This is a genomic window from Candidatus Zixiibacteriota bacterium (assembly GCA_014728145.1).
In the GTDB taxonomy this organism is placed as follows: Bacteria; Zixibacteria; MSB-5A5; order JAABVY01; family JAABVY01; genus WJMC01.
Map to the genome: position 1 here is coordinate 1 of WJMC01000087.1, position 14,229 is coordinate 14,229.

The 14,229-nt window shown below is 50.1% G+C and carries 11 protein-coding genes and 1 pseudogene; all 12 read left to right on the top strand.

From position 1 onward, the window contains the following. Nucleotides 1-9 precede the first annotated feature (9 nt). The 12 genes and pseudogenes from GF404_05550 (at nt 10) to GF404_05605 (ending at nt 13,817) form a co-directional block, all read left to right on the top strand. On the top strand, nt 10-942 hold the full coding sequence (locus GF404_05550) for a hypothetical protein (protein ID MBD3381647.1): 933 nt from the start codon (nt 10-12) through the stop codon (nt 940-942). Between the two features lie 41 nt (nt 943-983). Then, nucleotides 984-1,922, top strand: a complete 939-nt coding sequence (locus GF404_05555; protein ID MBD3381648.1) for a hypothetical protein — start codon at nt 984-986, stop codon at nt 1,920-1,922. A 26-nt stretch (nt 1,923-1,948) separates the two neighbouring features. Further along, a pseudogene (locus tag GF404_05560) lies at nt 1,949-3,697 on the top strand (hypothetical protein). Nucleotides 3,698-3,700: 3 nt separating this feature from the next. Further along, entirely contained in the window at nt 3,701-4,150 is a 450-nt protein-coding gene (locus tag GF404_05565; GenBank protein ID MBD3381649.1) for a hypothetical protein, read from the top strand. Further along, on the top strand, nt 4,150-7,323 hold the full coding sequence (locus GF404_05570; protein MBD3381650.1) for a hypothetical protein: 3,174 nt from the start codon (nt 4,150-4,152) through the stop codon (nt 7,321-7,323). Before GF404_05565 ends, GF404_05570 begins: the two co-directional genes overlap by 1 nt. Further along, nucleotides 7,323-7,943, top strand: coding sequence for a LysM peptidoglycan-binding domain-containing protein (locus tag GF404_05575; protein ID MBD3381651.1), 621 nt, complete (start codon nt 7,323-7,325; stop codon nt 7,941-7,943). Before GF404_05570 ends, GF404_05575 begins: the two co-directional genes overlap by 1 nt. Nucleotides 7,944-7,956: 13 nt before the next feature. Next, nucleotides 7,957-8,625, top strand: coding sequence for a phage tail protein (locus GF404_05580; GenBank protein ID MBD3381652.1), 669 nt, complete (start codon nt 7,957-7,959; stop codon nt 8,623-8,625). A gap of 15 nt (nt 8,626-8,640) precedes the next feature. Further along, complete coding sequence (locus GF404_05585) at nt 8,641-9,036, top strand: hypothetical protein (protein MBD3381653.1); 396 nt, start codon at nt 8,641-8,643, stop codon at nt 9,034-9,036. Between the two features lie 8 nt (nt 9,037-9,044). Further along, the gene (locus GF404_05590) at nt 9,045-9,446 is read left to right on the top strand and encodes a baseplate protein (protein MBD3381654.1); all 402 of its coding nucleotides are present in this window, start codon (nt 9,045-9,047) and stop codon (nt 9,444-9,446) included. After that, on the top strand, nt 9,446-12,481 hold the full coding sequence (locus GF404_05595; protein MBD3381655.1) for a putative baseplate assembly protein: 3,036 nt from the start codon (nt 9,446-9,448) through the stop codon (nt 12,479-12,481). Before GF404_05590 ends, GF404_05595 begins: the two co-directional genes overlap by 1 nt. Continuing rightward, nucleotides 12,481-13,377 carry a hypothetical protein gene (locus GF404_05600; GenBank protein ID MBD3381656.1) on the top strand — a complete coding sequence of 299 codons (897 nt, stop codon included), beginning with the start codon at nt 12,481-12,483 and terminating at the stop codon, nt 13,375-13,377. The genes GF404_05595 and GF404_05600 overlap by 1 nt, the downstream gene beginning before the upstream one ends. A 347-nt stretch (nt 13,378-13,724) precedes the next feature. Then, nucleotides 13,725-13,817 carry a DUF3678 domain-containing protein gene (locus GF404_05605; GenBank protein MBD3381657.1) on the top strand — a complete coding sequence of 31 codons (93 nt, stop codon included), beginning with the start codon at nt 13,725-13,727 and terminating at the stop codon, nt 13,815-13,817. Nucleotides 13,818-14,229: the final 412 nt, after the last annotated feature.

Genomic DNA, 14,229 nt, shown 5'->3' on the forward strand with positions numbered 1-14,229 from the left:
ACTGGAGGAATGATGAAACTAATAAAGAAAAGCCTGCTTGTAACTGTTCTTTTGGGCCTGCTTTTTAGTGCCACGCTTACAGCTGATTTTGCGGTCAAGCAGGAGATGGTTATGACAGGTATTCCTATGATGGGAAACCTGACCACCAAACAAACGTACCTTATTAAAGGGGATCAGCTGGCAATCGAGCAATCGATGCAGAATCCGATGATGCCACAGATGTCTACCCGGACGAGAAGCATAGTCAAGGGCGGCAATCAGATCATCATCGTCAATTACATGGATTCGACATATTCAATGCATGGCGAAAGCATGGTCGATTCGCTGGCCGATATGATGAGTATGCTGGATGACGTGGTCGACAGCATCAAGGAAATGGTGACCATCAAGAGTATTAAGATGGGTATGAGCGGAAAAACCAAAGACATCAAGGGCCACAAGGCCGAGGAGATGGCTTTCACTGCGGATGTCGATATCAAGGCCAAGATGATGGGACCGGAGCCAATGCCGATGAACATCAAGATCGATGGCTCCTACTGGGGCACCACGGATTTTGATGACTACAAGAACTATAAAAAGCAGATGGAAGTAATGCAGAACCTGTTTTTCAAGAGTGGACAAGGCGGCTTGACCGGAATGACCCCGATTCTGGAAAAACTTGGAATTGATAAAGCTATGGTCGAAGAGGCCATGCAGTTCTCGGAATATGTGCCTCTCGAAGGTACAATGAAAATCGTGGTTGATATGGAGATGACCGAGGAGATGAAGCAGGGCATGGGCCAGATGTTTAAGATGCCGATGACCATCAACATGAATACGAACCTGATCGAGGCGGCTGAAGCTGAGATCAATGCTTCCGAATTTGTCCAGCCGGAAGGCTTCGAAAAGGTAGACAACGCGGCTATGCCGGGGGGCGGTGGATTCAGTCCGCTCGGTATGTAGCGATTATAATGAAATAAAGATATATTTAGATACAAGGTTGAATGATGAAAAAAGGTATTACAGTCCTGGCAATGATCGCAACGATTTGGCTTTCAATGCTCGGCTTCGTGTACGCTGATATGACGATCGATATTAAGACGTCTTTGAGCGGTATTCCCTTTATCACCGAGTTCGAGATGAATCAATCCCAGTTAATCAGGGAAGGCGAAGTCGCTTTTTTTACGGATATGGAGATTGGACTGCCCTCCGAAACTGATACATCCGTGAAGACGAAAGCCATGGTGGTTATGGATCTTCCCAATGATCGGCTTCTGTCCTGTGAGTGGGAAGAATCCAAGTGTCAGGATATCAGGATCGGTTCCTTGTACGAAACGATCAGGCCTGAAATGCTTCAGTGGATCATGGATACACTGAAATCTTATGTTCCAATGATAACGCAGTATTATGAGATTACCGGCTTTTCAATGGAAGTGAATAACGAGCTGAAAAGCATATCCGGTTATGATTGCTACCAGATCAAATATGATTTCGGTATCAATATCAATGTCCCCGTGGAGCAGGTGCCGGGTGAATTGCGTGTCAAGGTCGACGGTGTCTCCTGGATGACTGAGGATATCGAGCAGTACGAGCTGTTTTCGCGCAACTGGAACAGTATGAAAGAGACTTACTTTCCGGAAAAATATCATGGTTATATTAAAGAAGCTTTCGGATTGCTGGGTATCGATCCTGAGTTGATTGATAAATCCTGGGCGCTGGATCCGGCAGTCGCTGTCGAGTCTTCGGTCAAAATATCCGTCGAAATATGGAACGAGGGCATGAGTATGCCATCCATGTCATTCAACCTTCTGGCGAATTCGATCCTTCAGGATATCTCCTATGACGATATTCCGGATGAAGCCTTCATGGTTCCCTCCGGGTTCGAAGTGGAGGTGATCGACGCTTCCATGCTGAAGCCGCTTCTGGAGGAAAAATTTAAATAATTGGGCAGTCTCATGGATGATCATTAATGCCTGAGTACTATTCACCCGGAATTCACATAGAGAAAACCGGGCGTGAAGAAAAACAACTCGAAATAGTCCGAACCGATTGTGCCGTGTTTTTCGGTGTCACAGAACGCGGACCCGTTAACCGGGCAGTCGGGGTGAATTCGTTTACAGATTTCAAACAGAAATTCGGACAGTTTCTGCCTTCGACATATCTGCCATACGCGGTCTATGGTTTCTTTCTAAACGGTGGGCGCAAATGTTATATCGTCCGCGTAGCTCATCTCAACCGCAGGGCAACCGAGGAAATCCTCACTCCCTCCTCGGTTCAGATAGACTCCGTTCGCAAAAAACCTCTCTTTGAGGTAGAAGCTGAATCGGGCGGAACCTGGGGCAACAGGATTTCGATCGAGCTTTCAAACAGCCGTCCGTTAGTGAGTTCATATCTGGTGTCCGAAGCTTCCCAATCAAGCGATTCAATCAGTCTCGAATCGACACACAGGTTTTCCAGGGGTGATCTGCTTTATTTAAAAGGCGAGGAAAAGCGCGATTTTGTGCAGGTCGAGGCGATCGAGGGCAACCGGATCAGGATAGTACCGGGATCATTGAAAAATGAGTACTACGAATGGGATTCTGTTTCAGTCTATGCAATGCGTTACGATCTGGACATTAAGTGCGGTGACATCAAGGAAAAATTCAGGAATTTGTCACCGACAGCATCTGCCAGTCAGAGTATAGTCAACAGGATCAACAAAGACTCTCAGCTTGTAAATATAGAAGCTTTGACTGCAGGCAATACAGTCCTGCTTCCCGCGATCGGGAGTTATCGGTTAAGCGAAGGTAAGGATGGTTTCTCGAGCCTTATCCCTGATGATTATATCGGCTTAGCTGAGAGTGACTCATATACGGGGATGGCAATGCTGGATAGGATCGAGGAGGGCCGTGTAATCGCTCTGCCCGATCTGTACAGTCATTTGAACTTGCCCGGATTTGGCGGAGAAGAAGGTGTTCGCGCGGTAATCCGCAACGCGATAGATCGTGTCGAGAACGGTCGCTACCAGTTTCTTTTAATCGATCCGCCACCGAATCTGAGTATCCGCAAGGCGATGAAATGGCGTGAAAGAATCGACAGTTCCTATGCCGCAACTGTATGGCCCTGGTTCAAGGCAAAAGTCTATCAATCCGAAGCTGTCCTGCCGGTCAAACCGGTTCCACCGTCGGGCTATGTAGCCGGGATGATCGCCAGGCTCGATATCGAAGGTGGCACCCATCATTCGTTTGCCAATCATGAAATCGAAGGTGTTGTCGACAGCGACAGCGAGCTGACCCAGTATGATACCGAGATGTTGAACCCGGAAGGGATCAACGCCGTGCTGGCATTTCCCGGGCGCGGAATTCGTGTCTGGGGAGCGCGCACTCTTTCGTCCGATCCCGCTTATCGTTATGTCAATGTGCGGCGGACTTTCAACATGATTGCCGAGTCGATCGAGAGTGGTACGCAATGGGTCGTGTTCGAACCCAATGATCCGTCGCTGTGGCAGGAGATCAAGCGCCACGTCAGCATTTTCCTGCGCGATTTATGGCGCAAAGGTTACCTGCAGGGGGACAGCGTCGAGGAAGCGTTTTATATTAAAATCGATGAAGAAAACAATCCCGCTGAGATAAGAGACCGTGGCGAGTTGATCATTGAAATAGGTGTCGCGATTGTCAGGCCCGCGGAGTTCATTATCGTACGGGTGGCTCAGAAAACTATGGAGACCCAGAAGGAGTAGTCGATGCCCGCTCTGGCGGAACGTGAAGATCACAATATATCGATTTTTTTCGCGGTTGAAATTGATGGTATCGCGGAAGCTTATTTTACCGAGGTTACCGGAATGAGCCTTAAGCGTAATGTGGTTGAATACCATGAAGGTGGTGACAACTCCTCACCCCGCTACTTTCCCGGACACGCGGTGCAATCCGAGATCGTTCTCTCACGCGGGATGATCAGTTCCAATTCACTTTTCAAATGGCTCTATGATTCAATAGAATCCAATGAGCCGGTTGACCGCAAGTCGGGATCGATAATACTTTACAATGATAATATGGATGTGATTAAACGTTGGAATTTCCGCAGAGCTTTCCCGGTCAGCTGGAAAACACGGGGACTGAGTACGGATATCACGAAATTGATGGTTGAGAGTTTGACGATCATCCATGAAGGTATCGAGCTGGTGGAGATCTGATGGACAGGCACTGGATTGAAAAACTGAGGCAGTTAAAAGTCAAGGTGCAGAGGCACCTGATGGAAAAAAACGCCTTCGAATCCCGTCCCGCCCGAGCCAGCCTCGAAGATCTGCGTATGGGCCAGAAACTGCGTGAACAGGAGACGGCCCTCAAAAGTTATTTGGCCCAGATGACGGAGTTCGCGTCGGGGATTCCGGCTGACCGCTTTGAGTTCGATCTTGAAAGTAAATTCAATGTGATCCAGTTCGAACATGGCAAGTTGTACCTTGGACCTGAGGCTTTGATTACGAGCGAACCGTATCTCAATTTCGATCCGCAGATTTACTTCGGTAGAGAAGATCAGAATATTGAAAAGAGCCGGAAATCCGAAAGCGCAACCATAAGCACAAAATCCAAAAGCGATCTTTACCACACGATAATAGAAAAATACAACCCGGGACAGTTTCTCGATCCGGATAAGTTGAAGCTGAAGAAACTCGATAGTTTCGTGCGTGATTACGGCCACGAATTTGCGCAAACTCGCATGTCGCGGATTGAAGACCAGGTCAAATCAATTATCGATCGGTATATATCCCCAGCCGGACAAACCGAGGAACTGCCGAGTTTGTTTATCTATGAGGGCCAGTTTATTTACCTTACCCGTAAGAAGCGCTGGAGCAAACGACGGATTCGTACAATCACTCAGGTCGATTATTTCGAGGGCAAACGATATGCGCTACCCCGCAGGATCAGGCGGATCGCTGTAGCCCCGGAACATGAACTCGAAGCTGAAATGGCGGCTGAACTGATCACCGAGGAGATGGCAGAACCGATCCGTTCGGTCGACAGCGATAAATTGTTAGGATACTTCATTCCAACCCGCAGGCTCGGATCTAAACAGGCTTCGGAGAGGATATCTGCTGATACGAAAACTCAAATATCCGGCCAGCAGACAGGTTCGCTCGAGCAGGTTCCATACGAGGTACCCGGAAGCCGGGAGTTTGCACTCAAAATCCAAACCGAGACTGCATCCGCAGGGGCGGCTCCTGAGGAACTCGGTCCCGAGATGATAACTCATCAACAAAGACAGCAAAGCCGCGCTCTGGCGTTAGCACGCAGAATCAAGCATCATCTGCAACAACCAGAGAAATCGCCCTCTCAAAAAGCGGTGCTGTCGCTGTTACCGCAACTCGAAAAGATTTCCACCAGGTCAGAACCTGAAAGAGAAGAGCTTCCCTCGGCTGTAGATTTCGAGGGAAGGTTCGAGGAAACAGTTTTGAGCCGTGCGCGGATGTTCATGACTTCGCAGAAAGCAGAGGAATTTTCCACAACTCAGCCGATTGTTTCACCTGACGAGGTAGCCAGTACGGCTCGTTCGCTGCGATCATTCACGACCGACCTTATTACGCGCCACCTGCCGGTTTATGCCTCACTCGAAGCTGACGAGATGGAGACAATCAGCCTCAAACCGTTTAAGACCGGAACACAGGCATTGCTCGATATTGGTACTTCAGATAAGCCGGTATCTGATCCGGTGTCTTTGGCAAAAGAAGTTTTCGCAAGTATCAAAAAGTCATTGAAGCAGGGTAAAGCCCGAGTTAAAAAAGCAGATGCTGAAACATCAAAATCGCGCAAAGCCGGATCAGCAGAGGGAATTTCCGGGCGGTTGCCCGCGATTGGTCGCATGCGCACGTTTATGAACGCGAATGTGGCTAAGATGATGCGTACGACGCTTCCTGAATATGCTCACAAGATTGTGGCTCAAATCGGCCGCAAACTGGACCTGGGGAGCTTTGAACCGATTTTCAAGGCCGACCTCCCGAAACTGGCTGTAAGCGAAGCCAGGGGGGCTATGAAGCTGTTTACGCGCAAGTTAGGACGTGAACGTGGTTTTGAGGCAACTGAATTGCCGGTTGAAATGGATAACCTGACTGATACGGTTATACCTGATCGTCCTGACCCGGTGCAGTTGAGGCAAATCCGCAGTCTTCGTGAGGGTGCCGAGCAGGTACTCGAAATTCGCAGGGAAGTCAGGAGACCGTCAGCAACCTCCCTCGCGAGCGGTTTGTCACAAGGAAGATCGCGTTTGGCCGGATCTGCGATGGCTCTGGCCGGTCGTGCCGCAGAGATGACCGAATCCGCTGGAATGCCTGCGATTCCACAGATTGGCTCGTTCACTCCCGATCTCGAATTGTTCGATCGATCGCCTGTACAAAGCGGTATTGATATGCTGAATTTTGTTACACCACCGGGACAATCCATGTCTTTGCCTGCGGGAGCGCCACAGGCAGATTCGGAAGTTCCTCAATTGATTCCGGGAGCACCTTCAGCACTTGAATCCACTGCCGGCAGGTCAAAAGGATTTCTGCCTTCCCTGGTGAAGAAAGGAACGTCTGCATTTAAAGGAGCGGGAGAATCGCTGAGATCCGGTAGTCAGAAGATCAAGAGCCTGACCGGTTTCGGTTCGATTGCAGGTGGTGCAAGTATGATGTCTTCCGTTCAGCAGGGTGTGTCTTCTATGATCCCACAAATTGGCTCGATGACAGAAAGCGCTAAAGATCAAATTGGCGGTCTGATCAGCTCCGGCAGGTCTGCGCTTCAGAGGATGCCTTTGGGCGCGGGAAGTAAAGCTCTGGAGATGGCTTCTTCCGGCCAGATTCCGTCAAAGACAGGTCTGCCTGATAAATTAAGTGCATTGCGCGGTATTGCAACACCCTCATTGCCCGAGCCGACTGTGAAACTGGCCGGTGATATCGAAAAACCGAAGGTGCCGGAACTGCTGACGAGTTTGATCAAGAGGACCGCGACTGGCAGGGAAAGTATGGCATTGACACCCTCAAAAATTAAAAAACCAGCGGACAGTGTTATTCCCGCAGTTGACAGGCAGGCCGATCTTCCGCGCGGATGGGACCGTCCGCCGTTCGAGGTCGGAACCGCTATTGGCAAACATCTGAAGCAGGATCTACCTTCACAGGTAGGACAGATTGCGACTCGCAAAAAGAGCGCTCTGTCGCGATATGGTTTGACGGTTCTCGATCTCGAAGATGAAGAACTCGAAAATATACAATCAGGTAGGCAGACAGCAGAAGTATCAGAAGAAATAAAAATCGATGACCAGACTATTGATGATATATTTTTCAGGCTGAAGCGAATCCTGGAAACCGAGAGCGAACGGATGGGAGGTGAGCGCTGATGTCTCTTGAAAAGGCTACTATTACCAATGTCGACACAAATGATACATTCCAGGTTCTCTTCAATCCGAGCGAATATCAACTCAAAAAGGAAACCCCCTGGGCCGAGCAGCGAGTTTTGGGGCTCGATGCTCCGGCGGCGTCATTTACGACCGGTATGCGCATGGAGCTGTCGATGGAGCTTTTTTTCGATACCAGCGAAGAAAAGAGCGATGTCAGGACTCATACTGAAAAGATCGAGAAACTTCTGATGGTCGACCCGGATAAGCATCGCCCGCCTTTGACATTGTTTACCTGGGGAAATTTTCAGTTCAAGGGTGTTTTTGAAAAGCTCAAGCAGAGATATACAATGTTCGTCCAGGATGGTACTCCCGTACGGGCGGTCCTGGATGTGACTATTAAAGAGTACACGACGACTTTTGAGCAGTTACAGAGACAACCGAGGCAATCAGCTGATCGTGCCAAGCACAGGATTGTCAGGCGTGGAGATACTCTCAGCCTGATTGCTCACAGGGAATACAACGATGCCTCCGAGTGGCGTCGAATTGCGGAATACAATCAGATTGAGGATCCGCTCGATCTCGAACCGGGACTCGAGTTGACGATTCCTCCAATCGAATAGGAGACAGGCTGATATGCCTTTACGAAGAGCTTTAAGCGGTGGTTCCAACAGTGAAAGTGATCAGACTCAGCGGTACTATGGTGTCGTGATCGGGGTCGTTTCCAACATCGATGATCCGGAAAACACCGGCCGTGTAAAGGTCCGTTTTCCGTGGCTGTCATCCGATGAGGAAAGCCATTGGGCCCGGGTCTGCCAGTTTATGACCGGCAACGATCGCGGGAGCTGGTTTATCCCTGAAGTCAACGATGAAGTCCTGGTGGCATTCGAGCATGGTGATGTGAACCATCCCTATGTCGTCGGGTCGCTCTACAACGGCCAGGATCAGCCACCTTCGGAGAACAGTCACAGCTCCGAGAACAATATCCGCATGATCAAGTCTCGTAGCGGTCATATTATCAAGATCGATGACACTTCGGGATCAGAGCAGGTCGAGATCAAGACCTCCTCCGGGAAAAGCGTGCTGACCATGAAATCCGATGGTTCGATCACGATAAAATCTGACAATATTACGATTGAAGGCACGATGAAAATCGACCTGAAATCGCAGAATATAAATATAGAAGCTAGTCAACAGCTTAAACTGAAAGGCACCTCGGGTTTTGCCGTGGAATCGACAGGAACAGGAAAAGTCGAGGCCTCCGGTCCCCTGACTGTCAAGGGAGCTGTTGTCAATATAAATTGAGGAGAGGTTTCTTCTATGGGAATGCCTGCAGCTAAGCAGGGTGATAAGATCACGGCGGTAGACATTCATATAATCCTGATACCGGCCGCGGCAGGTGTGCCGGTCCCGACGCCGTTGCCTCATCCGTTTATGGGCATTATCGATTCGAGTTGTTCGACGGATGTCAAGATTATGGGAATGCCGGCGGCGGTAATGGGTTCCGAGGCGACAAATACGCCCCCGCATATCCCGCAGGGCGGGCCGTTCCAGAAACCTCCGACCAACAGGGGCAAGATAGTCATGGGTTCCCCGACCGTAATGATCAACGGTAAACCGGCCGCACGCATGGGTGATACGGCGATGACCTGCAACGATCCGGTCGATCTGCCAATCGGACAGGTGATAGCGGCGGGAACTGTAATGATAGGATAGGAGTTGTAATGCCTCGTAAAAATTTCCTGGGTGTGGGATTTAAATTTCCGGTCGATGTCGACCGTCGTGGCGGTGTGGCGATGTCGCGCTATGAGGAATCGATCGAGGACGCAATCGTTTTGATTGTCGGCACCGCTTTTGGCGAGCGGCAGATGCGCCCTGATTTCGGATGCGGTATCCATGATCTTGTCTTTGCTCCCAACAACGCCAACACCCGTGCCCTGGCGGTTTACCATGTCGAGGAAGCCCTGATAAAGTGGGAACCCCGCATTGTCGAGGTCAAGGTGACCGCCGATACCGATCCCGAGCAACCGCATATAATCAATATAGCGATAGATTATAAAGTTCGTACAACCAACAATGTTTTTAATCTCGTGTATCCGTTCTACCTGCAAAAAAGTGAGGTCTGATGCCAATAACTCCCCCAAATCTGGATGACAGGACCCATGCCGATATTATGGAGGAATTGCGTCGGCTGATTCCGCGTTATTGCCCGGAATGGACCGATCACAATCCTTCAGACCCGGGCATTACTCTTCTGGAACTGTTCGCCTGGTTGACCGAGATGAAAATCTACAAGCTCAACCGGATTACCGATAAGACCTATGTGGCACTTCTCGATTTGATCGGGATGTCGCTTCTGTTACCGCAACCGGCTCAATCGTACCTGACCTTTACACCCGGACAAGGGCTCGAAGAGAGTGTCGTGGTTCCAGCCGGTACCCAGATTGCCACCAGCCAGACCGAGGTGACCGACAGCGTGGTCTTCGAAACGGCCGAGGATCTGAGGCTGTCACCTGTAGATCTGGCCAGGGTTGTTACCACAGCCGGTGATTCGGTTTCCGACAACAGCAGTTTTATAAATAACCCATCGCCGGACGGCTTTCCTGTGTTCGGGGGAGTATCACAGATCGAGAGAGCGGTCTTTGTGGGCGATGATAAATTTTCTGCGTTAACGGAATCGGCCAGCCTGTTTCTGCGTTTCAAAGGAGCCTCGGAGGAGGCGCGCGCGCTTTTAACGATGCTCGACTGGGAATATTTCAACGGCAAACGCTTCAAAGAACTGAACACGAGATTGGTATACACCGAGACATTGGGTGAAAATGAGACCCTGATTGAAATCGCTGGTCCACTTGGCGACCTCGAAAAAACCGAAATCGACGGTGTTGAGACTTTCTGGTTTAAGGCTACACTGACCGCTATACCGTCGAGCGAGCAAATTACGGAACTGGACACGATCGCGGTCGAGGCCCGAATTGTCGAGGATGGTCCGACTCCTGAAGCCGGCTTCTCCAATATCGCAGGTTCGATCTTCCTGCCTTTGGATTTCTCTAAAAGCGTTTACCCATTCTCGGAAGAACCCAAGTACGATTTTGCTTTCTATATCTCCTCACCGGATATCTTCTCCAAGACCGAGGCGGAGGTGATCCTGGATATCGACCTGGCCGACCCCTCGGTTGTCGAAGCGCCGGTGGCATCTTCCGACCTTGAACTTCTCTGGGAATATTACAACGGTCGAAAATGGGTCGAGTTGGGTGCAACTTCGCCCACCGGGGTCAGCCGTCCGGCAGGAAAGTTCAACTTTACAGATTCGACACTTGCTTTCACACATTCGGGCGAGATCAAATTCGATCGTCCCGAGGATTTCAGCCCCACCAAGGTCAACGGCCAGGAAGGTCACTGGATTCGGTGCAGGCTGATTAAAGGCAATTACGGTCAGGCTGGTCATTACGAACAGGTCGGTAAAAACTGGGTCTGGAAAGATGATAACCCGCTCAGGCCACCCTGCATAAAGATGTTGACATTGCGTTACAACCAGAAGCCGGTGTTTGTTTCCAACCTGAAGTCCTATGCGGATTTCACATATCGCGATTTCTCCGGGCTTATCAAAAAGGAATACAACCCATTTCAATTATTTGAAGAGCAGAGGGATCGTTCGCCCAGTCTCTATCTGGCATTTAAGTCGATCGCTGAAAAGGACAGTTACGGCATCTGCTTCATTGTCAAGGAAGACCAGCGGCTGCCTGTCGATGAGCTGACCACGCGTTATTTCGGGGATATTTTCGGAACTGAAAACCGGCAGGAACAGAAGTTGTGGTGGGAATACTATAACGGCAAGGACTGGGCAGACCTGATGCCGATCGATACTACCGAGAATTTTAAGTGTAGCGGACAGGTCAAATTCGATTTTCCGCGCGATTTCAAGCCGGTTGAAAAGTTCGGGCAGAAAAACTACTGGATTCGGTGTCGCTTTCAGGATGGCGGTTACGCTGTTGCGCCGATGCTCAAGGCGGTCCTGACTAATAGCGTAATGGGGCTCAACCAGTCCACGATAAGCGGGGAAATTTTGGGATCCTCAGACGGCACACCTGATCAGACTTATAAGTTTTCCAACCCTCCCGTTTTGGAGGGGCAGGAGATATGGGTTAGAGAAAACACTCCTCCTTCAAAAAAAGAAGAAGAACAGATTAAGGCCGAAGAAGGTGACGACGCTATCGATACAGTCACTGACAATGCCGGCAATCCTTCCAAAATCTGGGTGAGGTGGCATGAGGTCGACAATTTCTATAACTCCGACGGCAGTGCGCGCCATTATATCCTCAATCATATCGAGGGCAAAATCAGATTTGGGGATGGTCGCAAGGGCATGAGACCCCCTTCGGGAACGAATTCGATCGTGGCCCGCCGCTATGCGACCGGCGGTGGTGAGCAGGGCAATGTCGGCAGTAAAAGCCTGACCATCCTTCGTCGGGCAAATCCAAATATAGCCTCGGTTATAAATTTCTTCCCGGCCAGTGGCGGGTCTGATCTGGAGACGGTCTCGGATGCCAAACAGCGCGCGCCACAGATTTTCCGCAACCGTTTCCGGGCGGTCACCCGCGAGGACTACGAATGGCTGGCTCAGAGAGCTTCGTCGCATATAGCACGTACGCATTGTATTGCCAACACACCAGCGGAGGGCGAGGTTACATTGATCGTAATCCCGAAGGAGACTCCCGAACAGCGTGCCCGGGCGGATAAGATCACACCTTCGACACAGCTTTTGAACCTGGTGCGCGATTATCTCGAACCGCGTCGTCTGTTGACAACCAGGCTCCATGTCGAGCGACCATCGTATTTGGAGGTCTCTTTTGAAATCCGTTACCAGGTAACCGCCACCGGTGCTGATCCCGAGCGGATCAAACGCGATCTTGAGCAGAATATCCGGCGTTACCTGCATCCGCTCTATGGAGGCAATGACGGCCGGGGATGGTCGTTCGGAAAAGCCTTGGTCAAGACCGATCTTTATAGAATTGTGGAAGATACCGAGGGCGTCGAATATGTCGACCGCCTTGAAATATATGATGAACAACGTAAACTGTTTATAGACAAAATGAGGGCTCTGCCTAATCAGCTTTTCTATGTTGTCGATGTGAACAGCTTCCAGGTCAGAAGAGAGTATTGATGGTTACCGGACAGGCGACAGCGTCAAAGAAGATGCCGAAACTAATCGGGCATGATCTCGAAAAAGCAGAGAAGATCTGCGCGCTGGAACAGATACCGATCCGTTCGATTGAATTCGAGGAACACCCGGCACGCGAAGGTACGGTCATGCACCAGAATCCCCGGCCGGGTGAGGATGTGCCTGATGGTGGTATTCGTATCGTGGCCGCGTCGAAGAGCTACCTGAATTATCTGCCCAATATCTATCGCATGTATGATGTCCGGCAGGGGAATTTCCTGAAACGCTTTCTGTGGCTTTTCAAGCATCCCGATCTGCCGATTGATCGGATTCTGAACCGGATTCACACTTATTTCGAGCCCTACAACACTCCCTCTGAATTTCTACCATGGCTGGCATCGATACTGGCACTACCTCTCGATGAGAGCTGGGATGAGGCCAAGAAGCGCGAATTGATCGCCAATATCGTGAAGATCTATAAACTGCGCGGTACTCCCCGTGGATTGTCGCTGTACCTCAAAATTTACACCAACAGTGAACCGGAGATTATAGAGAATTACTGGCCCTTTAACGGTTTCCAGGTAGGAGTAGCTTCCACGGTCGGGGTCGATTCGATCATCATCGGCTATATCGAGAAAGCGCATTGCTTCACAGTGAGGATCCCGCGTACCGTCGACGAGACCCCGCTGGAGATGATCCGCCGGATTCATGCCATAGTGCAGGCCGAGAAACCGGCTCATACGAACTATTACATGATCTTTGCCGAACCTGAGGTCGAAGAAGCCGACTTTATGCAGGTCGGAGTGGCTTCCATGATAGGTGTGGAATCATGGGTCGGAGAAACTGATAACAATCTTGATGAAATACAGGAAGGTGAACGAGATGACCGAGGAGAATAAGGAATTTAAGCGTGTATCCTTTTTCCGGGGCTTCTTCGCTTCGGAGGACGATTTCAATCACCTGGTTGACTACGACCTGGAGAAACACAGGCTCCACAACCGGTTGCATCATTCACCGGGGGTGATGTTGAACTTCTCCGGCGAACTGCGGGTGATCGCTCGTGAGAAAGGCGATTTCTCGATCGAGATCGCACCCGGTTACGCAATCGATGGGTTGGGTAATGATATCTTCCTGTGGGAGACTAAGGTTCTGGCGATAGATGTTTCAAAGTATCGCCTGCCTATCGTTGTTTACCTGGTGTTGAAATATTTTGATGAACCGGTCGATTTCATAACCAACAAGGCAAATCCACAATATAAGGGTCACAAACGTATCGCCGAACGTGCCAAGCTCGAGTTTTCAGCCACTCCACCGGAAATCACGGAGGGTATCGAATTAGCACGGGTTCGTCTGGAGGAGGATCTCAAGGATGTCAAAAATCCTGCCGATCCCAGGGCCCCGCAGGCTGGTGAACTGGACTGCCGTTTCGCACCGATCGCCGGTTCGTTCGGTTGGTTTTTGTCACCCGAAATAAAGTCCCGGATTTTTACCGTGTATAACGACATGAAAGTCGTTTTCATGCAACTCAACAAGCTCTATGATTTGAAGTATTCGCTGGAAGCATACCAGGCCGCCCTGACTGCCGAAATGGTTTCGATCGGTGGTAAAATCGATTTCCGCAACGCCTTCGAATTGATCAGGATAATTGTTGATATCGAAAAAGAAATCTCTGCCGAACTGGAGAATACTCCCAATCTCTCGCAACGCAAGGAGGTCGGCGAATACAAGGATAATTTGCAGGCACTTTTGAA